Source organism: uncultured Alistipes sp., from assembly GCF_963931675.1.
GTDB lineage: Bacteria > Bacteroidota > Bacteroidia > Bacteroidales > Rikenellaceae > Alistipes.
Genome location: NZ_OZ007039.1, coordinates 758,752 through 780,786, shown reverse-complemented (window position 1 = coordinate 780,786; position 22,035 = coordinate 758,752). Strand labels below are relative to the sequence as shown.

Genomic DNA, 22,035 nt, shown 5'->3' with positions numbered 1-22,035 from the left:
AGAGCCTTTTGCGTCAAGATGAAATACGATGCAAATCAATGAGTTAAATGCTTATTCGGTGGACGGTTCGGCCCTCGGAAAAAGTCCACCGATTTGGACACCCGAAACCGGTTGTTTTTTGCTTTCTCATGCAGATAATCCAAAAACAAAAAGCCTCGTAAACTATTCGTTTACAAGGCTTTTGCTTTATTTAACCCGACTCTTCGTCGGTCTCTGGCGGTGCGTAGGGGACTCGAACCCCTGACCCCGTGCGTGACAGGCACGTATTCTAACCAGCTGAACTAACGCACCCCTTTTCGGTATTGCGAGTGCAAAGATAAGGCTATTTTTGAAATCCACAAATATTTTTGCCCCGAAAAATAACTTTTTTATACCTCAACCCCTACTCACTACTCCAGAACACCCCGGCCCGGATCGGGGAGATTCGGGCCGGGGTGGAGACGATGCGGGCTGCCGCCGTACACAGGCAGGGCGGCCCTCTGAAGTGCAAAATGGCAGGGAGGGGACGGATGTTCCCCTGCATTCATTGTCGAATTGCCGATTTATGCTTACTTTTGGTCTCAGGATTGCCTCTGAAGACACAAACTTGCCAATTGTTGCCATTTGAAAACTCCATACGTATCACCCAACATCTCGGACTGAACATGAAACGACCTGCATTACTGATTGTTTTGATCGGATTGCTGACGGGTTGCGGGAGCCGCACTGCAACCCCGGATTACACCTTCCAGGCGGTTCCCTTTACCGACGCACGGTTTACCGACGGCTTCTGGGCCCCGCGCATCGAGACGGTCTCCGGGCGGACGATCCCCTTCGCGTTCCGCAAATGCGAGGAGACGGGCCGCATAGCCAATTTTGCCGTAGCGGCAGGCCTTGCCGAGGGGGATTTTCAGGGTTTGCAGTTCAACGATTCCGATCTCTTCAAGATCATGGAGGGAGCCTCCTACCGGCTGGCCGTCTCCTATGATGCGCGGCTGGACCGCTACATGGACAGCCTGATCCGGCTGGTGGCCCTGGCACAGGAGCCCGACGGATACCTCTACACGCCCCGGACCATCGGCCGGACAATGCCGCGGGATGCCGGTGAGGAGCGCTGGTCGAATATCCGTTACAGCCACGAACTCTACAACGTGGGGCACCTCTACGAAGCGGCCGTAGCCCATTACTATGCGACGGGGAAGCGCACGCTGCTGGACGTGGCCGTAAAGAATGCCGACCTGCTCTATGCGACCTTCTACGAACCGGACCGGAAGATCGTCCCGGGGCACGAGGAGATCGAACTGGCTCTGGTCAAGCTCTACCGGGCCACGCACGACCCCCGCTATCTCGCCCTGGCGCGCTTCTTCCTGGATGCCCGCGGTTCGGACGGCGAGCAGGGCACCTACAGCCAGGATCACCTCCCGGTCACCGAACAGCGGGAGGCCGTGGGCCATGCCGTTCGCGGGCTCTCCGAAATGAGTGTCTATCTTCGCGAAGAGTGATCCCGCAATCCCTTCCCTGGAGACCCGCAAGACGGAGGGCGGAAATCAGGTGATTGACAGATTCCCACCCTCCGCTTTGTTCGCGGGGCATGGGACCCCGCTTGCAGCGCCGGGATTTCATTCGCCGGTCCGGGCCTTCACAAGTGTATCGAACCGGGGCTGCGGCCCCTCCATGAACCTACCGTATCCCCGTGGTATTGCCGCGACCGCGACTGTCCCGCGATATTCTCGGCCTGCACCGGGCAGTGCCGTTCCCCGTCAGGGGGGCCGTCGGGTGGGGCGGATTGTGTTATCAATTTTTTTTACTACTTTTGTTCCCGGCCTTTTTGCTGAAATATCAATCTCCGGCACTTTTTATGAGGAAACTTCCTGTTGTGATTGTGCATGTAATGCTGGTTGTCATCGCCTTGCTGACCGCTTGCACACCTTCACAACCGGACTCTGCCGGGTTTCACTTATGGCTCGGCTCCGAACGCTATGAAGAGGCCCTTCTCAAATTGCGGCAAAAGAGTATGACGATGCATCCCGGTTCCGGGATCAGGCCGTCGGATTCTTCTCTGGACTTTTGGAAAAGCGGGAGCGGCCAGACCCAACGGGCGGATCATGAAAAAGATCGCAGAAGCCTTCACCATGAGTCGATCATATATGAAACGATGTTTGTACATTTTCGGGATTGTTTTTATCCTGCTTGTTCCGGGGCCGGGTTTTGCCTCGGATCCGCTGGTTCTGAAGCGAGGGAACTTTTGCCTGGTCGTGGACCCCGCCGAACCGGCTCCGGTTAAACTGGCCGCTCGGACCTTGCAACGGGACTTTGAGCGGGTCATGACGTACAGGCCGTTGTTGGCGGAGAAGCCCGAAGGTGGAAGGATCGAATTGATCGTCGTCAACGCGTCTGCATCTCATGCCCCGGTAGCGATTGCCGGTTTGCGGCCTCTGGGGGATTTCGAGTCCCACCGGGTGTATGCGGATCCGGAACACCGCCGCATTTATCTTTACGGCCGGGATATGCGTGGGACCATCTATGCAATCTACACGTTCAGCGAACAGCTTCTCGGGGTTCCGCCGTTGTGGTATTTCTCGTCCTGGGAGCCGCAGGTGAAAAAGCGCATTGAGATTCCGGCCGGCTACGACTGTTTCTGCGAATCGCCCCAGGTACGCTATCGTGCGTGGTTTCCCAACGATACGGATCTGTTCACACCCTGGCGCAGGCTGTCCCGGCAAAATGACGAGTTGTGGCTCGAAACGATGCTGCGTCTGAAACTCAATACCGTGGAGCTGGAGGCTACGGTCACCTATCCCGATTACAAACTGAACCGACAGGCGGCCTTGTTGCGCAAATACGGGTTGGTGCTTACGTCCCATCACCATGTCGCCTGCAACAACAATCTGATGAATTGGGAGGGGTATTGGCGGGAGGTCCGCCAGATGGAACCTCCGAAGCTGTTGCTGTCGAACGAACAGGCCCTGCGTGAATTCTGGCAGTACAGTGTGGAGACGGTCTGCCGCAACGAGCAGGAGAATCTTTGGCAGATTGCCTTCCGGGGAGTCGGCGACCAGCCTTTCTGGGCGGCATTCGCGGATGCGCCGAAAGGGGATCGGGCACGTGCCGAGGTCATCAACCGGATGATCCGGATTCAGCTCGACATGATCAGGAAGGCGACAGGGGAGCGGGATCCTTTCGTGCGCATGACATTCTACGACGAACTTTCCGATCTGTTGGCCAAAGGGTATTTGAAGCCGCCCACAGGGAAGAACATGCTCTGGACGTTCGTAGCCGGTCGCCGCGACCACTATCCTTACGATGACATCGTAGCCTTCGATACGACGCAGCATGTCAAACTGGGGTATTACATGAATCTCCAGTTTACGTCGACGGGCGCCCATCTGGCTGCGGCCGAGGGACCCTGGAAAATGGAATTCAACTATCGTTATGTCGGGAGTCGCGGCCCGCTGACCTTTTCGGTGGTCAATGTGGGCAATCTCCGGGAATTCGTTCTGGAGATGGCGGCCAATGCCCGTATGATGTGGGACATGGAGGAGTACGATACGGATGCTTTTCTTCGTGATTTCTGCACGCAATATTTCGGGGCGCGTCATGCCGCCGAGGCCGCGGAGCTGTATCGTGCATTTTACGGAGCCTATTGGCAGCAGAAGCCATCGGAGTTTCCGGGTATGGATCGGCAGTTCGTTTTCCAGGACCTGCGCTATTCCCGGGTTTTCGAGCAGATCGGCGGCCGTTTCGACCGTTTTTCGTCCAATCCGCTCCATGAGATCGGTTTCGAGCGCATTCCGGGCCGGTCGTTCCGGATTGCCGGGCAGAACCAGGTCGATTCGCTGCTGCGGGGCACAAAACTGTCCGCCGGACGGTTTGCGGCGGTTGCAGACCGTTGCGACAGGTTCATGAAACGGTTGCAGCCCTCGGCCCGCCGTTTTTTCCGGGACAACCTGGCGGCACAAAGCCGTTATATGGAAAAACTGAATCTTTCGCTTCATTATTTTGTCCGGGCGTACAAGCACCCCGAAAACCGAACCGAGGATCTCGGCCGTTCCATCGAGTATCTGGAGCAGGCGCGCGATGCCTTGTATGCCACGCAGGAGGGGGTTTTCGGGACCTGGTATGAGGGTGATGCCGTGAACGGCAAATTCAACCTGCCCGCCAAACTGAAACTGCTGCGGGACTTACTCGGGGACAGTGAAAAATCGTAACTTTGTGTATCCGTCCGGCCTGCATCCGTTATGCGGGTTCGGCCGCCAATCCTTAAAATACGTCATATGATCGGGATGAGATTTTGTTTATTCGTCATTGGTTTGTTGTTGCCGACGGCCTTGTCCGCCGGTATTTCGGTGGGCGAACGGCCCGCGAAAGGAGGAAACTCCTTTCCGCTCTCCACTCCCCGGGTAACGGCCACGATTCTCCATGATCCGGCCGAACCCGAAGTCGTCAAGCGCTGTGCCGAGCTTTTCGCCGCAGATGTTGAAGCGGTCACGGGCCGTCGTCCGCAGATTGTGACTTCGCTGCCGGAATCGGGCCAGCTGGTTATCGTCGGGACGGTGGAGAAGAGTGCGCTGATTCAGCGGATCGCCCGGGCGGGCAAGATAGACATCCGAGCGTTGGACGGGGCCTGGGAGCGTTATCTGATCCAGCGGGTCGACAATCCCCTGCCGGGCATATCGCAGGCGCTGATTGTGGCCGGGAGTGATCGTCGGGGGGCTGCGTACGGACTTTTCTCATTGTCGGAGCAAATCGGGGTCTCTCCGTGGTATTGGTGGGCCGATGTCCCCGTACGGAAGCATCCTGCATTGTATGTCGAGGCTCCGGCAACTTTGTCGGAGACCCCCTCTGTCCGTTACCGGGGTATTTTCTTGAATGACGAGGACTGGGGGTTGACACCGTGGGCATCGAAAACCTATGAAAAGGAGCGCGGCAATATCGGCCCCAAAACCTATGCCCGAATTTGCGAACTGCTGCTGCGGTTGAAGGCCAACTATCTCTGCCCGGCCATGCATCCTGTATCGACGGCTTTCAATCAGATCCCGGAAAACAAAATGGTGGCCGATACGTTCGCCATTGTAATGGGGTCCACACATTGCGAACCGTTGCTGCTCAATACGGCGAGTGAATGGGATCGGGAAACGATGGGTCCTTGGGATTATGGCAGGAACAAGGATGGCATCAACCGGGTCCTGGCACAACGGATCCGGGAGAATGGAGCCTATGAAAATGTCTATACCCTGGCGCTGCGGGGGTTGCATGATGCGGCCATGGCCGTCGGGACCCCGATGCGGAAGAAAGTCGAGATGCTCCAGTCGGCGCTGCTTGACCAGCGTAAGATACTGGAGGATAATATAGATCGTCCGATCGAGACGATACCGCAGGCATTTACCCCGTACAAGGAGGTGCTGGAGATCTATTCCAACGGGTTGGAGCTGCCCGATGACATCACGATCATCTGGCCGGATGACAACTACGGTTATCTGAAACGGTTGAGCGGGATCCGCGAGCAGCAGCGCTCGGGGCGTTCCGGGGTGTATTACCATGTCTCCTATCTGGGAGTTCCCCACAGCTATCTGTGGTTCAGCACGACGCCTCCGGCCTTGATGTACGAGGAGCTTCGCAAGGCCTACGATACCACGGCCGACCGTGTATGGCTGCTTAACTGCGGCGATCTGAAGGGTTCGGAGATGCAGGTTTCGCTCTTCCTGGACATGGCATACGATATCGGCCGTTTTACGGCGGACAATGTGGTGAAATATCCTGCGCACTGGTTGTCGGGCTTTTTCGGGGCGGAATACTACGCCCGGCTGGAGGCCATGACCCGCGAGCACCTGCGGCTGGCATTTTCGCGCAAACCCGAATATATGGGTTGGGGATACCATTGGAACCGGTTTGACCAAAGTTGCGAGCAGCTTACGGATACGGAGTTTTCGTTTGTCAACTATGAGGAGGCCGATCGGCGGCTGGAAGCCTACCGCCGGCTTGGGGCAGCGGCCGAAGGGATGTTGTCCGAGATCGAAGAGTCGGCGCGTCCGGCATTCTATCAACTTGTTTACTATCCCCTGCGTGGCGCCGAACTGATGAATCGGATGACGCTTGGCGGTCAGCGGAATCGCTGGTATGCCCGTCAGGGGCGTGCGGCGACCGACATGGTACGGCAGGAGGTGGTAAACTGTTATGACAGCCTGCAGATCATTACGGCCAACTACAACTCGCTGCTCGGCGGGAAATGGAATCACATGATGTCCATGCGACAGAATTATGATCGGGTGAGTGCCTATTTCGAGATGCCTCGGCTGGAATCCCGGGCGGAGGCGGAAGGCCCGGTTTTGAGGTTGCAGGTAGAGGGGGAGGATGTGACGGGCTCTCGAAGTTTCCATGCCCTCCCGGCCTTTGACCGCTATCTGTGCAGGAGTCATTGGATCGACGTTTATAATCAAGGGGGCGGAAACCTGGCCTGGACGGCGAAGCCTTCGGAAAAGTGGATTCTTATCGACCGGACAGAGGGGCAAACCACGACCGAGGAACGCATCCATGTGCGGGTGGACTGGGACAAGGCACCCCAAGGCAGTGAATCTACGGGGTCGATCGAATTCCGGGCGGGAGATCAGGTCCGGAGGGTCATCGTGTCGCTGTTCAATCCGGCCACACCCTCCCGCGACGATCTTCGGGGAATGTATGTTGAGAGCAACGGTGTCGTTTCGATACCCGGAGCCGGTTACCATCGCCTGCGTGAGAACGGGGATATTGACATTCGGGTTGTCGAAGATTTGGGAATTGAAGGGGCGGCGCTGCAGTTGGGCGATCCGGTTGCGGCGCTGCAGACCTACCGGTCTCCGGAGGTGCCTTGTGTGGAGTATGATTTTTATGCATTTGATGCGGGGCTGGTGGATGTCTATACTTATGTGCTGCCGACGTTCCCACTCCATGCAGACCGGGATTTCCGGCTGAACGAGAATACCAATACGGATACCAAATACAGCGTGCAGATCGACAATGGAGCCTTGGCCACACCCTCATCCTCGCATGTCGAATATTCACAGGTTTGGTTCGAAAGTGTCCTGCGGAATTGTGTGATCAACAAATCGACATTGTATGTTGACCGCCCGGGGCATCATACATTGCGTATCCGGGTGGGAGACCCGGGCATTGTCATACAAAAGACAGTTCTTGATTTCGGCGGGTTGAAACGCTCATACATGGGTCCTCCATCCACGAGAGTAGAGTGATGCTTTCGGGCTACAGGGAGCAGGCCCATGGAAAACCCATCGTTGGACGAGGTGACGCGGTCATCCGCACAGTTGTCTTTTGCCCGCGCGTCTCAAAATTTGGCGATTTTGCGCAGGGACGGACGATCCCGGAGCACGGCTTTGCCGGGGAACGACCAATCGGCGAAATCCTGGATCTGCCGGATCGGGAATCGGGGGGGGGATCCAGAAGCCGAAGTTCCCGAAAGAGACGGCTCCGACAATTTAAGAGACGGAACGTATCCGGTTTCTGGCAGAAATCCGCTATCTTTACATGCGGGAGAGGATTCCGATTCGGCACCCTCTCCGCCAAGTATACAACAGACAAACCCAAACGCAAAGAGAGATGAAACGCACGATTTTCGGATTGTTGCTCGTCTTGTGCCCGATAAGCCTGGCGGCGCAACCGCAGGATTCGGTGCGCATGTTGTGGATCGGCAACAGCTTCACCTATTTCAATGACCTCCCCGGCATGGTCCGGGAGATTGCGGCCTCGCAGGGGGTAAAACTCTCCTGCACCCGTTTCCTGAAGGGCGGAGAGCGATTTTCGGGCCATTTGAAAAACCCGGAGCTGATCCGGGCGCTGATCTCGGGCCACTGGGACTATATCGTACTGCAGGAGCAGAGCACGGCCCCGGCCATGCCGACACGCCAGGTCATCCGGGAGGTCTATCCGGCAGCGCGCACTCTGGACAGTCTGGCCCATGTCGGTTCTCCCGAAGCCAAAGTAATCTTCTACATGACCTGGGGGCATAAATTCGGAAACCGGAAACCCGTAGCGGGGTATCCGCTGGCAAACGATTACGAAAATATGCAGGAGCGGCTGAAAACCAGCTATCTGGAGATGGCTTACGACAACGATGCCTGGTGCGCACCCGTGGGAATGGCCTGGCAGCGGGTTCGCCGGGAGCGGCCCGAGTGCGAACTCTACCGTTCCGACAACTACCATCCGGCGGTTCCGGGGAGCTATCTGGCGGCAAATGTCATCTTCACGACGCTGTTCCGGAAGCCTTATCGGACGGAATTTACAGCCGATCTGCCAACCTCACTGGCAGAGTACCTTCAGCAAATCGCACAACAGACCGTTCTTGATAATTTCGTCTTGCTCAATATCCGTTAAACCGGCTCTCCTCGTTTCAGCCCGATAACCGGGGCGATAGCTCCACGCTGAAAACAGACGATCCTCCCGTATGTTCCATCGTACGGGAGGATCGTTTTTGCCGAACCGTTGTGACGTTCAGAAGCATCCGTTTCCCGGGCAACCCTATCCCCGGGCTGTCGATAAAGGCATTACTCCTTACTCTTGCTGTTTTGATTTTGGCGATCGTCGTAATTAAGCCGAAAGAACTGTTCTCGTTTCTCGGGTTGAACGGAAATATTCTCAAAGGATTCGGGATCGCACTCCTTGCGTACCACCTCTTTATCTTGTATTTCCTTTGTCCGGAGGCCTCAACAGAGCAGACGTTTCACGTGTTATATAATCAAGTTATTCTTACTGGATTCAAGGAAGAACTGGTATTCCGGGCTTTTATGTTCGGTTTACTTTTCCGATATGCAAAAACAGGTCACGACTTGGTCTCGGACAGCCTGCCTGCAAATGCCCTCACTGAAACCGAGCAAAACAAAAAAGCCTTACATATCATTGATACATAAGGCTTTTTGTTTGTTTGCGCGCTTTCCTTCACCCCCCCCCACTCATCTCTCTCCGGCGCTCCTGGGGTGGAAGAAGGGGCTCGAACCCTCGGCCTTCGGAACCACAATCCGACGCTCTAACCAACTGAGCTACATCCACCATGTCGATACGGATCCCGTATCGGAGTGCAAAGGTAATACGTTTTTTCGTTCCGTGCAAAAAAAACGCCCGGAAAATGGTGGCGAATTTGCGTGGAGTGACAATTTGGCAGTCCGACCTGCTCGTTTGTCACCCCGAAACTGTCAAAAAACGGTTGGCACATCTATTGTTGGAAAAAGGGGTGCAAGTCGAAACGAATGCAATACTAAATAACAAATTAAAAACTCAAAGCTATGAACGTAAAACCATTATCGGACCGCGTGCTGATTCTCCCGAATCCCGCGGAAGAGAAGACAGCCGGAGGGTTGATTATTCCCGACACGGCCAAGGAGAAACCGCTGGCTGGCAAGGTCGTGGCCGTAGGCCCCGGCACTTCGGAGGTCAAGATGGAGGTCAAGGTCGGCGACCAGGTGCTCTATGGCAAGTATGCCGGTCAGGAGATCCAGATCGACGGCGTCGATTACCTTATCATGAAACAAAACGATATTCTCGCAATCATCTAATTTAATTCGAAACAACCATGGCAAAGGAAATCAAATATAATGTAGAGGCGCGCGAACTGCTCAAGGAGGGTGTCGATGCGCTGTCGAACGCCGTCAAGGTCACGCTCGGTCCCAAAGGCCGCAACGTCATTATCGACAAGAAATTCGGTGCTCCCCAGGTGACGAAGGACGGTGTCACCGTGGCCAAGGAGGTCGAGTTGGAGGATTCGTTCGCCAACATGGGCGCTCAGATGGTCAAGGAGGTCGCTTCGAAGACCAATGACGATGCCGGTGACGGTACGACGACCGCTACGGTGCTGGCCCAGTCGATCATCGGTGTCGGCCTAAAGAACGTCACCGCAGGTGCCAATCCGATGGATCTGAAACGCGGTATCGACAAGGCTGTTGCCAAGGTGGTCGAGTCGCTGCGCGCTCAGAGCCAGGAGGTCGGTTCGGATTTCGCCAAGATCGAGCAGGTGGCTACCATTTCGTCCAACAACGACCAGAACATCGGTAAGCTGATTGCCGAGGCGATGGCCAAGGTCAACAAGGAGGGTGTCATCACCGTCGAGGAGGCCAAGGGCACCGAGACCCATGTCGAGGTGGTCGAAGGTATGCAGTTTGACCGCGGTTATATCTCGGCCTACTTCATCACCGATACGGAGAAGATGGAGGCCCAGCTCGAAAAACCCTATATCCTGATTACGGACAAGAAGATTTCGACGATGAAGGAGCTGATGGGCGTGCTGGAGCCGGTGGCCCAGAGCGGACGTTCGCTGCTGGTCATCGCCGAGGATGTCGACGGCGAGGCGCTGTCGGCCCTGGTTGTCAATAAATTGCGCGGAACGTTGAAGATTGCCGCCTGCAAGGCGCCGGGCTTCGGTGACCGCCGCAAGGAGATGCTTGAGGACATCGCCGTGCTGACGGGTGCCACGGTCATCTCGGCCGACAAGGGCATGAAGATCGAGGATGCTACGCTCGACATGCTGGGTACGGCCGACAAGGTGACGCTCAACAAGGAGAACACGACGATCGTCGACGGCGCCGGCAAGAAGGAGGCCATTGCGGCCCGTGTGGCTCAGATCCGCGCCTCGATCGAGAAGGCTACGTCGGACTACGACAAGGAGAAGCTGCAGGAGCGTCTGGCCAAGCTGGCCGGAGGTGTGGCAGTCCTCTACGTGGGTGCCACGACCGAGGTCGAGATGAAGGAGAAGAAGGATCGTGTCGACGATGCGTTGGCCGCAACGCGTGCTGCCGTTGAGGAGGGTATCGTTCCGGGAGGCGGCGTGGCCTACATCCGCGCTACGGCTGCCCTGGAGGGCCTGAAGGGCGAGAACGAGGACCAGACGACCGGTATCCAGATCGTAAAGCGTGCCATTGAGGAACCGCTGCGTCAGATCGTGGCCAATGCCGGAGGCGAAGGCTCGGTGGTTGTCAACAAGGTGCGCGAGGGCCAGGGTGCCTTCGGTTACAACGCCCGTGATGACAAGTATGAGGATCTGCTCGCTGCCGGTATCATCGACCCGACGAAGGTGTCGCGTGTGGCTCTGGAGAATGCTGCCTCGATCGCCTCGATGTTCCTGACGACGGAGTGCGTGCTGGCCGAGAAGAAATCGGAGCAGCCTGCACCTGCGATGCCGGCCGGCGGCATGGGCGGCATGATGTAGTGATCGGCCGCTGTCCGACGACAGCATAAGTAGAAACCGGGACACTCGTTTTCGAGTGCCCCGGTTTTTTGTGCAGATGTGGAAGGGACGGAAGGGGTCATGGTATCCACGCCACGATTCCGTCGACGGGGTGCTCCTGCAGCCAGGCCATGAACTCCGCGCAGTTGCGCACACCACCCTCCAAAACCGCCCGATAATAGGCAATGCCCGGGATATGCTTCTCGTTGGATGTTTCGTATTTCAGTTGCAGGATCGTGTCGCGCGTCTCCGGGGTCAGTACCGCCGCGACCCGGTCGGCCACCCGTTCGAAATATCCCGCCCAGGGCGAATCTTCGGCCATGTGGATCAGGTCGATCTGCCACATCCGACCGTCACGGTCTTCGTATTGTGCGTGCCATTCGAGACAACAGTCCTCGGCGTCGAGCAGGTTGCCGTACTCCATCCGCCGGATACCGGGCCTTTCGGCAATTCGGGCTGCTGCGGCGAAACTGTCGGCCACGCGCAGCGGAGCCGGAGAGTAGATGTGCAGGTCGATGTCGAGGTGCTTCATCAGGAGTCCCGAGCGGAGCGATCCCACCACTTCGGCCCGCGCTCCGATGGCCTGCCACGCTTCGCGCAACCTCAGTTCGCGGAGAATTTCGTGTGCCCGCCGCTGGTTGGCGGCGGCGAGGGCAATGATTTCGTGTGTGTTGTTCATGGTTTTCGTGGTTGTCGGGAACGGTCGGTCGGGGGGGGCCGCGCCGTCCATGCCGGGACTGTTTTCTCCCGGTTGAAAAAGCCACGGAGCCGATGGGGCCGGAGCTTGTTTTTACCTCTTTCTCTCTCCCTCCCTGTTTCTCTCTGTCTCTCTCTGTCTCTCTCTGTCTCTCTCTTCCCTCCCCCTCCTCCGGGCTTCTATCGGCCCAGCAGGATGCGTGCCTGGGCTACGGCGGCCTGCGTGATCTGCGATCCGGAGAGCATCTTGGCAATCTCGGCGATGCGGTCGTCGTCGCTCAGACGGGTGATCTCCGTGCGGCCGTTGCGTTTGTAGACCACGAAGTGTGCCGAGCCTTTCGAGGCGACTTGCGGCAGGTGGGTGATGTCCACGACCTGCATCGAGGCCGCGAGCGATTCGATGATCTCGCCCATGGCGTCGGCAATGCGCCCCGAGACGCCCGTGTCGATCTCGTCGAAGATGATTGTCGGCAGCTGCATCCGCCTTGCCAGCAGCGCCTTCAGGGCGAGCATCACGCGTGAAAGCTCACCGCCCGAAGCGATCCGCTCGACGGGTTGCGGCGTCATGCGTGCATTGGCCGTGAAGAGGAACTGCACCTGGTCGCGGCCCGTGCGGTCCAGTTCCGGGCGGGGTGTCAGTGCCACCTGGAAGATGGTCTCCGACAGGCCCAGTTTGTCCAGCGTCGCCAGGATCTCCTTTTCGAAACCTCCGGCAGCCTTTTCGCGTGCCTTGTGCAGCCGGTCGGCCAGCGCTTCGGCGGCGGCCGTTGCCTCCTGCAGGGCGCGTTCCGCCGCAGCGATCTCCTCGCCGCTGTGGACGATTGCCGCCAACTGCGCCGCACTCCGGTCCCGCAGGGCGATCAACTCCGCCTCGTCGGCCACGCGGTATTTCTGTTGCAGGGCAATCAGGGCGTCGAGCCGCGCCGAGCGTTTTGCCAACCGTTCGGGATCGGCATCCACCCGTTCGCTGGCGGCCGTTGCCGAAGCGTCGATGTCTTTCAACTCCTCCAGGACCGCGTGCAGCCGGTCGGCAAACTCTCCGGCCGTAGGGTAGTGTTCGCGCAGATGCCCGAGGGCGTTTTCGGCATTTTTCAACTGGCTCAGAACGCCCGTTTCGTCGCTGTCCAGTGCATTGCGCAGGCCGGTCAGCGCCTCGCCGATGCGGTCGGCATTTTCGAGTACGGCCAACTCCTCCTCCAGCTCGGCCTGCTCGCCCGCGCGCAGCGACGCGGCCGCCAATTCGTCGCACTGGAAGCGCAGCCACTCCTCGTCGCGGCGGCCCCGTTCGGCGGCTTCGCGCAGCGAGGCCAGTTCACGGCGCAGGTCGCTCATCCGGGCGTATTGCGCGGCGTATTGCGCCAGCAGGTCGCCGTTCCCGGCCACGGTGTCGAGTGCCGAGGTGCGGAACTCCTCCGACGAGAGGATCAGGTTCTGGTGTTGCGAGTGGATGTCGATCAGGCGCGTGCCGAGCTCGCGCAGCTGTGCCAGCTGCACCGGAACGTCGTTGACGAAGGCCCGGCTCTTGCCTGCCGGGGTGATGATGCGCGTCAGGGTGGTTTCGGCGGCGTAGTCGAGGTCGTTCTCCGCAAAGAAAGCCTCCAGCCCGCAGCCCGCGAGGTTGAAGGTCCCCTCCACCGTGCAGTTCCGGGCGGCATCCTTCATCGCCGCCCCGTCGTTCTTGGCCCCCAGCAGCAGCCCGAGAGCCCCGAGCAGAATGGACTTTCCGGCTCCCGTCTCCCCCGTGATGATGTTCAGGTGCGGGTCCAGTTCCATTTCGAGTTTGTCGATCAGCGCGTAGTTTTCGACGGACAGACGGCGCAGCATGGCAATTCGGATTTTAGCGATTCAATATCCAGGTTTCGGCGTATTTCGAATGCGGCTTCCGGCTCTTCAGCGGGCGAAAAAGGCCTCGATACGGTCGGCAATGCGGGACGCGACCTCCCGTTTCGAGAGCAGCGGCAGGGCTTCACGCCCCGTGCGGTCGATCAGGGTCACCTTGTTCGTGTCGCCGCGGAAGCCCGCTCCGGCATCCCGCAGGGAGTTCAGGACGATGAAGTCGAAGTTCTTGCGGGTGAGTTTCGATTCGGCGTGCGCCTCCTCGTCATCGGTCTCCAGCGCGAAGCCCGCCAGCAGCCGCCCTCCCTTGCGGGTACCCAGTTCTGCGGCGATGTCGCGCGTGCGGCGCAGGCGGATGAACAGTTCGTCGTCGCCCTTCTTGAGTTTCGTGTCGGAGAATTCGGCGGGGGTGTAGTCCGCTACGGCGGCGCACATCACCGCGCCGTCGGCCGCCTCGAAGGCCCGGACCGCGGCATCGTACATCTCTTCGGCCGAGAGGACATCCACCCGCTCGACACCCGGAGGTACGGGCAGCGCCGTGCGCCCCGAAATGAGCGTCACCTCCGCACCGCGGGCGGCCAGTTCGCCGGCAATGGCATAGCCCATCTTGCCCGAGGAGTGGTTCGAGATGAACCGCACGGGGTCGATGGCTTCGATCGTGGCGCCGGCCGTGACGATCAGCCGTCTACCGGCGAGTGTCTTTTTTTTTTCGGTGAACAGGTCGCCGACGAAGGCGGCGATCGTATCGGGTTCGGCCATCCGGCCCTTTCCTGTCAGGCCGCTGGCCAGCTCTCCTTCGGCGGGTTCGACGATCCGCACGCCGCGTTCGGCCAGTGTGCGGAGGTTCTGCTGCGTGGCCGGATGGGCATACATGTCGAGGTCCATGGCCGGGGCTACGACCACCGGGCAGCGTGCCGAGAGATAGGCCGTCAGCAGCAGGTTGTCTGCCACGCCCGTGGCCATCTTGGCCAGCGTATTGGCCGTGGCGGGGGCGATCAGGTAGCAGTCGGCCCACTCGCCCAGCGAGACATGGGAGTTCCAGGCGCCGTTCTCGGGGTCGAAGAACTCCACGAGAATGGGGTTTTTCGAGAGGGTGGCCATCGTCAGCGGCGTGATGAACTGCTTGGCCAGCGGGGTCATCACCACACGGACCTCGGCGCCTGCCGTCTTCAATAAACGACACAGCATGGCAGCCTTGTAGGCTGCTATGCTGCCCGTAATGCCCAACAGAATGCGGCGTCCCGCCAAGGATGCGGTCGCAGCGTTTCCGGATGCCATCGTCGTGGGTTTAGATCTCCTTGAACGTGTCGTTCTTGCCCTCCTTGTAGACCAGTTCGTGGTCGAGGAACTCCTCCGTGGCGATGATCACCGGCTTGGGAAGGCGCTCGTAGTAGCGCGAGATCTCGATCTGCTCGCGGTTTTCGAAGGTCTCCTCCATGGTGTCGGTCGGCGACGAGAAGTCGGCGAGCTTGCGGTTCAACTCGGCCTTGAGCTCGGTCGAGATCTGGTTGGCACGGCGCGCGATGATGTTGATGCTCTCGTAGACGTTGCCGGTCTCCTTGTCCAGATCCACCAGCTTGCGCGTGATGGTGTTGTTGGGGATGTTCTTCTTGATTTCCATCTTATATGTTGTTGTCCTTGTTGTTGCGGTCGAGGTAGTCGCGGGCCTGCTTGGCCATGCGGTCCACCTCCTTGATGTGTTTCGACTTGGGGTACTCCTCCTTGAAGGAGAGGTAGGAGTCGAGCATCGCCAGGTAACGGTCCGTCTGCTTGCTGGCGATGGAGTTGCTGGCGAAGCGGTAGCTGGCATCGACGATCAGGTACATGATCTCCTCGCGGTGCTTGCTTTCGGGATATTCCTTCAGGGCATTTTTCAGGGCCGTGATGGCCGATTTGTAACGCCCGATCTTATAATAGGTATAGGCGTTCAGATAGGCCTTGTCATGGAGCCGTTCGGTGAGTTCCGTGTTGATCTTTTTGAAATTCTCGATGCGGCTGCTTTCGGGGTAGCGCGACATGAATTCGTTGATGGCGATCAGGGCGTGCCCGGTCATGGTCTGGTCGCGTGTCGGGCCCGGGGAGAGGTAGTAGTGGCAGAGGGCATACATCCCTTCGGCATCCTCGATGAAGGCGCTGCGGCCGAATTTGCGGCGGAAGTCGTCGAGTTCCGCCGAGGCGGTGTCGTAGTCGCGGTTCTTGAAGCGGCAGTAGGCCTTGTAGAACGAGACGGTATCCTCGCGCGAGGTGCCCTGATAGTAGTGTTCCACGCCTTCGAAGAGCGTGATGGCGCGTTGCCATTTACCCTTGTCGTAATACTCCAGCGCCTTGCTGTAGATCAGTTCGGGCTGCCCGCTTTTCAGCAGTGCGTTCATGCCGGAGCATCCGCTGAGGAAGATTGCTGCCGCCACGGCGCAAAGGGCGTATGAGAAAGTCTGCTTCATTTGAGAATCTTTTACGGCGCTTTATCGCGCAAAGTTACGCATAAATTAACGATTTGCAAAAAAAAATTATTGTCCCCGGCGCCGGAGACGGGCCCTTTTGCGGAGACTTTTTGCGGCCGGGGCTCTGCCCGGGACCGGAGTTTCCGGATCCGGGTTTCTGCGGAGGCGTCCGGAAACCGGACCCGGACCCGAAAAAAGATTTGGAAATGTGGATTATCCTTCTTATCTTTGCTTGTGCAACGATGCAGGGTTCTGGCCTTCACGGGCCGGGATTCTTATTTTTTACGTGTTTTGGAAATTCCTCTTCGGAGGCGTTCCCGGAAGATTAGAAGATTATTCGGATTATGGCAAAAGAGATTATTTATCTGACAGCCGAGGGTTACAAGAAGCTCAAGGATGAACTCGACCACATGCGTTCCGTTGAGCGTCCGGCGATTTCGGCCGCGATTGCGGAGGCGCGAGACAAGGGTGACCTTTCGGAGAATGCGGAGTATGATGCGGCCCGTGAAGCCCAGGGGCTGCTGGAGATGCGTATTGCCAAACTGGAGGATACGATCGCCAATGCCCGGGTCATCGACGAGTCGAAGATCGACAAGAGCAAGGTGCAGATCCTGAGCAAGGTGACGTTGCTGAACCACAACAACAACAAGCAGATGACCTACACGATCGTCGCCGAGCACGAGGCAAACCTGCGTGAAGGGAAACTGGCGATCGGAACCCCGATTGCGAAGGCTTTGCTGGGGCATAAGAAGGGTGACCGGGTGGATGTGGAGGTTCCGGCCGGGACGATCCATTTCGAGATCCTCGACATCACGATCTGACGCCGGGAGGCCGCGGAGGCCTGCGGATCGGGGGGCTTGAGGGTCCGACCATCGGAAACTGACCGCCGGAGCCGTTGATTGGGCGGAGGGTGCGGAAAGAAGGTGCTTGAGGGTCCGGCCATCGGAAACTGACCGCTGGAGCCGTTGATTGGGCGGAGGGTGCGGAAAGAAGGTTCTTGAGGGTCTGACCATCGGAAACTGACCGCCGGGAACCAGACAACCGGGCCCCGACCGCCGGACAGGACATACGACCTACTCATAATTAGGTATTTTTGCTGGGACCGCTTGCCGCGGTCCTTTTTTTTCGTATCTTCGCGTCCAATGAAGATGCACCTCCGGACTAAACGTTTCGTCGCAGCATTCCTGCTCACCGCCCTGCTTGCCGCCTATGCGGGGCAGAAGGTGCATATCTACCTTGAAGACCATGCCCATTTCGCCGCCCTTTGCGGCGATCTGCTGCCCGACAACGGTGCTCGGGAGAGAGTTGTCGAATACTGTCCCGTCGACAATTACCACTTCTATCCCTACCTCTCGGAAAGCCTCCCCGCGCATGAATTCTATGCCGAGGTGTTGGCCGTCCTGAAGCCCGAGGCCACTCGTTGCCGATGCGTGCTGCGCACGGCGTGCCTCTCCCTGCGGGCACCTCCCCGGGCGTGATTCCGTCTCCTTGTTCCGATGCGGCTGCAGCCGTATCGGGGCCCTTCGCATCCGAGGGACCGGGAGTCCCGTACCTGCGGCCCGGGGGCCGCGACGATCCGGAATGCCGGATCGGAATCATCAACCCGTTAAACGACATTTTTCATGAAACGATCCATATTGTCGGCACTGTTTGCACTGTGCCTGACCTTTTTCGGCGTGCAGGGCGCCGAAGTCCCGCGCAAGGGAACCGATGCCAACCTCTTCGGCCACGTCGTCGACCGCGCAACCCATGAACACATTCCCTATGCCACGGTTTCGGTGGTCGGAACCCCGCTTGGCACGACTACCGATGCCTCGGGGCACTATTTCCTGAAAAACCTGCCCGAAGGGGAGCTGACCGTCGAGGTCCGGGCTCTGGGCTATGCCACACGGCAGGCGGCCGTGACGCTGACCCGGGGCGCGACCCTGGAGTTGAATTTCGAAGTCGAGCAGAGCGGCATCTCGATGGACGAGGTGGTGGTCTCGGCGAGCCGTTCGGCCACGCTGCGGCGTGAGGCTCCGGCGCTGGTGAGCGTCCTCGACGCCGGACTCTTCGAACGGGCCAATGCTTCGTGCCTGGCCCAGGGCCTCGCGTTCCAACCCGGCGTGCGGGTCGAGGATGATTGCCAGAACTGCGGCTTCACACAGGTCCGCATCAACGGACTCGACGGCCACTATTTGCAGATTCTGATCGATTCTCGCCCGGTCTTTTCGGCCCTCACGGGGGTCTACGGTCTGGAGCAGATTCCGGCCAACATGATCGAACGTGTCGAGGTGTTGCGCGGCGGCGGCTCGGCGCTCTACGGGTCGTCGGCCATCGGCGGGACGATCAACGTCATTACCAAAGAGCCGACGCGCAGCTCCGCGCAGTTCTCGCACACGTTGATGTCGCTCGGCGGCAGCAACTCCTACGACAACAACTCGATGCTCAACGCCTCGATCGTCTCCGAGAGCGGGCGGGCCGGAATCGGGATCTTCGGGCAGAGCCGCCACCGCTCGGGTTACGACCACGACGGGGACGGATTCACCGAACTGCCCCTGCTCGACAGCCGTTCGGTGGGGATGCGGTCGTTCTTCCGCACCGGGGCCTATTCGCGTATCACGGCCCAGTACCACCATCTGAACGAGTACCGCCGGGGCGGCGACCTGCTCAAGCAGCCGCCCCACGAGGCCAACATTGCCGAACAGACCGACCATACGATCGACGGCGGAAGCCTTGCGTTCGACCTCTCGTCGGCCGACCGCAGCGACCGCTTCAATGCCTATTTTTCGTTCCAGAATACGGCCCGGAAGAGCTACTACGGCAGCAAACAGGACCTGCTGGCCTATGGTACGACGCGCGATCTGGTCCTGGCTTCGGGGCTGCAGTACGTGCACGCCTTCGAACGGCTGCTGTTCATGCCTTCGGAGTTGACTCTCGGGGTCGAATACAGCTACGACGACCTTCACGACCGCTCGATCGGCTACGCCATCGACACCGATCAGCGGGTGCATATCGTGGGCGGCTATTTTCAGAACGAGTGGAAAACGTCGAAATGGTCGCTGCTGCTCGGCGGGCGGTTGGATAAGCACAACCTGGTCGATCACGTGATTTTCAGCCCGCGGGTCAACGTGCGATTCAATCCTTCGGAGGCAGTGAACCTGCGGGTGAGCTATGCCGGAGGCTATCGGGCTCCGCAGGCCTTCGACGAGGACATGCACATCGCCATCGTGGGCGGGGAGCGGCGGCGGATCCGGCTGGCCGACGATCTGAAGGAGGAACGCTCGCACAGCGTGAGCCTCTCGGCCGATCTCTACCGCAATTTCGGAAGCGTGCAGACCAACCTGCTCGTCGAGGGATTCTATACCCGCCTCGACGATGTTTTCGCGCTGCGTGACCTGGAGGATACGGACGACGGCGGCAAAATCCAGGAGCGTTACAACGGTTCGGGAGCCACGGTTGCCGGGGTGAATGTCGAAGGGCGTGCGGTCTTCACCCGCTGGTTCGAGCTGCAGGCGGGCATGACCTGGCAGCGGAGCCGTTATGCGGAACCCGAGCAGTGGAGCGAGGACCCGGAGGTTCCGCCCGTGCGGCGGATGTTCCGCACGCCGGACCTCTACGGCTACTTTACGGCGTCGTTCAAGCCCTTGCGGCGGCTGACGGCCGACGTGACCGGGACCTGCACGGGCGAGATGCTCGTGCAGCACATGAAGGGTTCGGGCGTTGCGCAGGACGTGGCGGTTACGACGCCGTCGTTCTGCGACGTGAACCTGCGCGTGGCCTACGATCTGCCGCTTTACCGCGACCTCACGCTGCAGCTCTACGGCGGCGTGCAGAACCTCTTCAACGCCTATCAGCGGGATTTCGACCGGGGCGTGGAGCGTGATTCGGGCTATGTTTACGGGCCGTCGCTGCCGCGCAGCTGGTTCGTGGGGGCGAAGATCAGCTTCTGAGCCGATTTTTCTGCCTGTCTGACCCGCTTGCCCGGGCAGGCGAGGCTGGCAGATACACGAAAAGGGCTCCGACCGTATGTCGGAGCCCTTTTTTCGTTCGGGATTGCGGGTACGCTTACAGGGCGTTGATCTCGTGCAGGACGTTGTTCGTCTTGCGCACGGCAGCGGCCGAAGCGGCGAACTTCTCGCTCTCCTCCTTCGTGAGGTCGACCTTCACGATCTTCTCGACGCCCTTGCGGCCGATGATGGCGGGTACGCCGATGCAGATGTCCGACTCTCCGTATTCGCCTTCGAGGTAGCACGAGCAGGGGATCAACTTCTTCTGGTCGTGGAGAATGGCCTCGACCATCATCGAAGCGGCGGCTCCCGGAGCATACCAGGCCGACGTGCCGATGAGTTTGGTGAGCGTGGCGCCGCCGACCATCGTGTTCTGCACGGCCTCCTGGAGTTTCTTCTTCGAGGCGAACTGCGTGACGGGCACACCGTTAACCGTGGCCTTCGACAGCAGCGGGATCATCGTCGTATCGCCGTGGCCGCCGATAACCATGCCGTCGACGTTGTTGATGTTGGCGCCGGTGGCTTTGGCCAGGTAGCACTTGAAGCGCGACGAGTCGAGGGCGCCGCCCATGCCGATGACGCGGTTCTTCGGGAGTCCCGAAGCCTTCAGGGCCAGGTAGGTCAGCGTGTCCATCGGGTTGGCCACCACGACGATGATCGCGCGGGGCGAATATTTGATGACGTTGGCGATGACGCCCTTCATGATATTGGCGTTGGTGCCGATGAGTTCCTCGCGGGTCATGCCCGGTTTGCGGGGGATTCCCGAGGTGATGACCACGACGTCCGAATTGGCCGTCTTCTTGTAGTCGTTGGTCGTGCCGACGAGCTTCGTGTCGAAGTCCATCAGCGTGGAGGTCTGGTACATGTCCAGCATCTTGCCTTCCGAAAGGCCCTCCTTGATGTCGATGAGGACCACCTCGCTTGCCACTTCGCGGCAAGCCATCACATTCGCACAGGTTGCGCCTACGGCGCCTGCACCTACGACAGTAACTTTTGACATAATGGGTTATGAAAGTTTGAGTTGTTTTTTCAGTTAGAGGGGCTGGAGCTGCCCGCAACATGCGGTTTGCATCCGGGTATCTCACACGGCAGATGTTTCGTTTGCAATTCTCTCCTCTCTCTTGATTGCAGTCTCTTCCGTTCTCCTGCTCACGCTTTCGGTCTGTTTCCGTATTCACCGTTGCCGTTCCTGTCACTCTTTGCGCGGCCGGGTTTCTCACCACCTTTTCACACCTTGTCCGGTCTTCGCTCATCTCCACGTTCCCGCATTTTCCCTCTCTCTGCTCTCTCATCTCATCTTCCACACGGTTGCGGGATCTCTCATTCAAACCTCGTCTCTTGCTTCAACCTTCACGTCCGGCGCGCCTACCCACACATTTACCGGCCTCTCTCTTGCCTTGTTTGTCCGGCTTCGGTACGGTCAGCCTGCAACTCCGCCCCTTTTTTGTGCTGTCCGGCGTATCCTATCCGATCAGCTTCTCATAGTCGGCGGGGCTGAGCAGGGCGTCGTATTCGGCGGGATCGGAGATCTTCACCTTGACGAGCCAGCCCTCGCCGTAAGCATCCTTGTTGACGATCGAGGGGTCGGCATCGACCGCCTCGTTGAATTCCAACACTTCGCCGCCCACGGGCAGGAAGGCGTCGCTGACGGTCTTCACGGCCTCGATCGATCCGAAGACCTCGCCGGCAGCGAGCGTTTCGCCGACGGTCGGGACATCGACGAAAACGATGTCGCCCAACTGGCTTTGTGCGAAATCGGTGATGCCGACAACGGCTACGTCGCCCTCGATGCGACACCATTCGTGGTCGTTCGAGTATTTCAGATTTGCAGGTACATTCATGGAATTTTTGTTTTTTGTTTGGGAAAAACCGTTTTCTCGATGCAAATATA

General features: G+C 58.9%; 17 protein-coding genes and 2 tRNA genes. 10 read left to right on the top strand and 9 right to left on the bottom strand.

Going from position 1 to position 22,035, the window contains the following annotated elements; genetic code table 11:
* Positions 1 to 214: 214 nt before the first annotated feature.
* A tRNA-Asp gene (locus ABGT65_RS03435) sits at positions 215 to 291 on the bottom strand.
* A gap of 353 nt (positions 292 to 644) precedes the next feature.
* Between ABGT65_RS03435 and ABGT65_RS03430 the strand changes: the two genes are divergently transcribed.
* The 5 genes from ABGT65_RS03430 (at position 645) to ABGT65_RS03410 (ending at position 8,876) form a co-directional block, all read left to right on the top strand.
* Complete coding sequence (locus tag ABGT65_RS03430; RefSeq protein WP_346699755.1) at positions 645 to 1,481, top strand: beta-L-arabinofuranosidase domain-containing protein; 837 nt, start codon at positions 645 to 647, stop codon at positions 1,479 to 1,481.
* Between the two features lie 798 nt (positions 1,482 to 2,279).
* Positions 2,280 to 4,187 carry a glycosyl hydrolase 115 family protein gene (locus ABGT65_RS03425; protein WP_346699754.1) on the top strand — a complete coding sequence of 636 codons (1,908 nt, stop codon included), beginning with the start codon at positions 2,280 to 2,282 and terminating at the stop codon, positions 4,185 to 4,187.
* Between the two features lie 75 nt (positions 4,188 to 4,262).
* Positions 4,263 to 7,205: a glycosyl hydrolase 115 family protein gene (locus tag ABGT65_RS03420; protein ID WP_346699753.1), complete on the top strand. Its 2,943-nt coding sequence runs from the start codon at positions 4,263 to 4,265 to the stop codon at positions 7,203 to 7,205.
* A 364-nt stretch (positions 7,206 to 7,569) separates the two neighbouring features.
* Positions 7,570 to 8,343, top strand: coding sequence for a DUF4886 domain-containing protein (locus tag ABGT65_RS03415; protein ID WP_346699752.1), 774 nt, complete (start codon positions 7,570 to 7,572; stop codon positions 8,341 to 8,343).
* Positions 8,344 to 8,453: 110 nt separating this feature from the next.
* On the top strand, positions 8,454 to 8,876 hold the full coding sequence (locus tag ABGT65_RS03410) for a hypothetical protein (protein ID WP_346699751.1): 423 nt from the start codon (positions 8,454 to 8,456) through the stop codon (positions 8,874 to 8,876).
* 62 nt (positions 8,877 to 8,938) lie between these two features.
* On the opposite strand, the gene ABGT65_RS03405 is transcribed toward ABGT65_RS03410, so the two are convergent.
* Positions 8,939 to 9,015: transfer RNA gene (locus ABGT65_RS03405), tRNA-His, on the bottom strand.
* 233 nt (positions 9,016 to 9,248) lie between these two features.
* Here ABGT65_RS03405 and ABGT65_RS03400 point away from each other — a divergent pair.
* Entirely contained in the window at positions 9,249 to 9,518 is a 270-nt protein-coding gene (locus ABGT65_RS03400) for a co-chaperone GroES (protein ID WP_087262782.1), read from the top strand.
* A 17-nt stretch (positions 9,519 to 9,535) separates the two neighbouring features.
* Positions 9,536 to 11,164, top strand: coding sequence for a chaperonin GroEL (groL, locus tag ABGT65_RS03395; RefSeq protein ID WP_346699750.1), 1,629 nt, complete (start codon positions 9,536 to 9,538; stop codon positions 11,162 to 11,164).
* A 97-nt stretch (positions 11,165 to 11,261) separates the two neighbouring features.
* Here groL and ABGT65_RS03390 read toward each other — a convergent pair whose 3' ends face one another.
* The 5 genes from ABGT65_RS03390 to bamD all read right to left on the bottom strand — a co-directional run bounded on the left by ABGT65_RS03390 (position 11,262) and on the right by bamD (position 16,155).
* On the bottom strand, positions 11,262 to 11,861 hold the full coding sequence (locus ABGT65_RS03390) for a nucleotidyltransferase domain-containing protein (RefSeq protein ID WP_346699749.1): 600 nt from the start codon (positions 11,859 to 11,861) through the stop codon (positions 11,262 to 11,264).
* Positions 11,862 to 12,058: 197 nt separating this feature from the next.
* Complete coding sequence (recN, locus tag ABGT65_RS03385) at positions 12,059 to 13,702, bottom strand: DNA repair protein RecN (protein ID WP_346699748.1); 1,644 nt, start codon at positions 13,700 to 13,702, stop codon at positions 12,059 to 12,061.
* Between the two features lie 66 nt (positions 13,703 to 13,768).
* A complete protein-coding gene (gene coaBC, locus ABGT65_RS03380) occupies positions 13,769 to 14,992 on the bottom strand; it encodes a bifunctional phosphopantothenoylcysteine decarboxylase/phosphopantothenate--cysteine ligase CoaBC (protein WP_346699747.1) in 1,224 nt (407 codons plus the stop codon).
* Positions 14,993 to 15,002: 10 nt separating this feature from the next.
* Positions 15,003 to 15,335, bottom strand: coding sequence for a DNA-directed RNA polymerase subunit omega (locus tag ABGT65_RS03375; RefSeq protein WP_346699746.1), 333 nt, complete (start codon positions 15,333 to 15,335; stop codon positions 15,003 to 15,005).
* A 1-nt stretch (position 15,336) separates the two neighbouring features.
* Positions 15,337 to 16,155, bottom strand: a complete 819-nt coding sequence (gene bamD / locus ABGT65_RS03370) for an outer membrane protein assembly factor BamD (RefSeq protein WP_346699745.1) — start codon at positions 16,153 to 16,155, stop codon at positions 15,337 to 15,339.
* A 344-nt stretch (positions 16,156 to 16,499) separates the two neighbouring features.
* Between bamD and greA the strand changes: the two genes are divergently transcribed.
* From greA to ABGT65_RS03355, 3 genes are all read left to right on the top strand, one after another.
* Positions 16,500 to 16,976, top strand: a complete 477-nt coding sequence (greA, locus tag ABGT65_RS03365) for a transcription elongation factor GreA (RefSeq protein ID WP_346699744.1) — start codon at positions 16,500 to 16,502, stop codon at positions 16,974 to 16,976.
* A gap of 321 nt (positions 16,977 to 17,297) precedes the next feature.
* Positions 17,298 to 17,633: a hypothetical protein gene (locus ABGT65_RS03360; RefSeq protein WP_346699743.1), complete on the top strand. Its 336-nt coding sequence runs from the start codon at positions 17,298 to 17,300 to the stop codon at positions 17,631 to 17,633.
* Positions 17,634 to 17,777: 144 nt separating this feature from the next.
* Entirely contained in the window at positions 17,778 to 20,087 is a 2,310-nt protein-coding gene (locus ABGT65_RS03355) for a TonB-dependent receptor (protein WP_346699742.1), read from the top strand.
* Between the two features lie 115 nt (positions 20,088 to 20,202).
* On the opposite strand, the gene mdh is transcribed toward ABGT65_RS03355, so the two are convergent.
* Entirely contained in the window at positions 20,203 to 21,144 is a 942-nt protein-coding gene (mdh, locus tag ABGT65_RS03350) for a malate dehydrogenase (RefSeq protein WP_346699741.1), read from the bottom strand.
* 463 nt (positions 21,145 to 21,607) lie between these two features.
* Positions 21,608 to 21,985, bottom strand: coding sequence for a glycine cleavage system protein GcvH (gene gcvH, locus ABGT65_RS03345; protein ID WP_346699740.1), 378 nt, complete (start codon positions 21,983 to 21,985; stop codon positions 21,608 to 21,610).
* Between the last annotated feature and the right edge of the window lie 50 nt (positions 21,986 to 22,035).

Coding starts and splice junctions, on each gene's coding strand:
- ABGT65_RS03430 (WP_346699755.1), top strand. CDS start 645: ATGAAACGACCTGCATTACTGATTGTTTTGATCGGATTGCTGACGGGT.
- ABGT65_RS03420 (WP_346699753.1), top strand. CDS start 4,263: ATGAGATTTTGTTTATTCGTCATTGGTTTGTTGTTGCCGACGGCCTTG.
- ABGT65_RS03415 (WP_346699752.1), top strand. CDS start 7,570: ATGAAACGCACGATTTTCGGATTGTTGCTCGTCTTGTGCCCGATAAGC.
- ABGT65_RS03400 (WP_087262782.1), top strand. CDS start 9,249: ATGAACGTAAAACCATTATCGGACCGCGTGCTGATTCTCCCGAATCCC.
- groL (WP_346699750.1), top strand. CDS start 9,536: ATGGCAAAGGAAATCAAATATAATGTAGAGGCGCGCGAACTGCTCAAG.
- ABGT65_RS03390 (WP_346699749.1), bottom strand. CDS start 11,861: ATGAACAACACACACGAAATCATTGCCCTCGCCGCCGCCAACCAGCGG.
- recN (WP_346699748.1), bottom strand. CDS start 13,702: ATGCTGCGCCGTCTGTCCGTCGAAAACTACGCGCTGATCGACAAACTC.
- coaBC (WP_346699747.1), bottom strand. CDS start 14,992: ATGGCATCCGGAAACGCTGCGACCGCATCCTTGGCGGGACGCCGCATT.
- ABGT65_RS03375 (WP_346699746.1), bottom strand. CDS start 15,335: ATGGAAATCAAGAAGAACATCCCCAACAACACCATCACGCGCAAGCTG.
- bamD (WP_346699745.1), bottom strand. CDS start 16,155: ATGAAGCAGACTTTCTCATACGCCCTTTGCGCCGTGGCGGCAGCAATC.
- greA (WP_346699744.1), top strand. CDS start 16,500: ATGGCAAAAGAGATTATTTATCTGACAGCCGAGGGTTACAAGAAGCTC.
- ABGT65_RS03360 (WP_346699743.1), top strand. CDS start 17,298: ATGAAGATGCACCTCCGGACTAAACGTTTCGTCGCAGCATTCCTGCTC.
- ABGT65_RS03355 (WP_346699742.1), top strand. CDS start 17,778: ATGAAACGATCCATATTGTCGGCACTGTTTGCACTGTGCCTGACCTTT.
- mdh (WP_346699741.1), bottom strand. CDS start 21,144: ATGTCAAAAGTTACTGTCGTAGGTGCAGGCGCCGTAGGCGCAACCTGT.
- gcvH (WP_346699740.1), bottom strand. CDS start 21,985: ATGAATGTACCTGCAAATCTGAAATACTCGAACGACCACGAATGGTGT.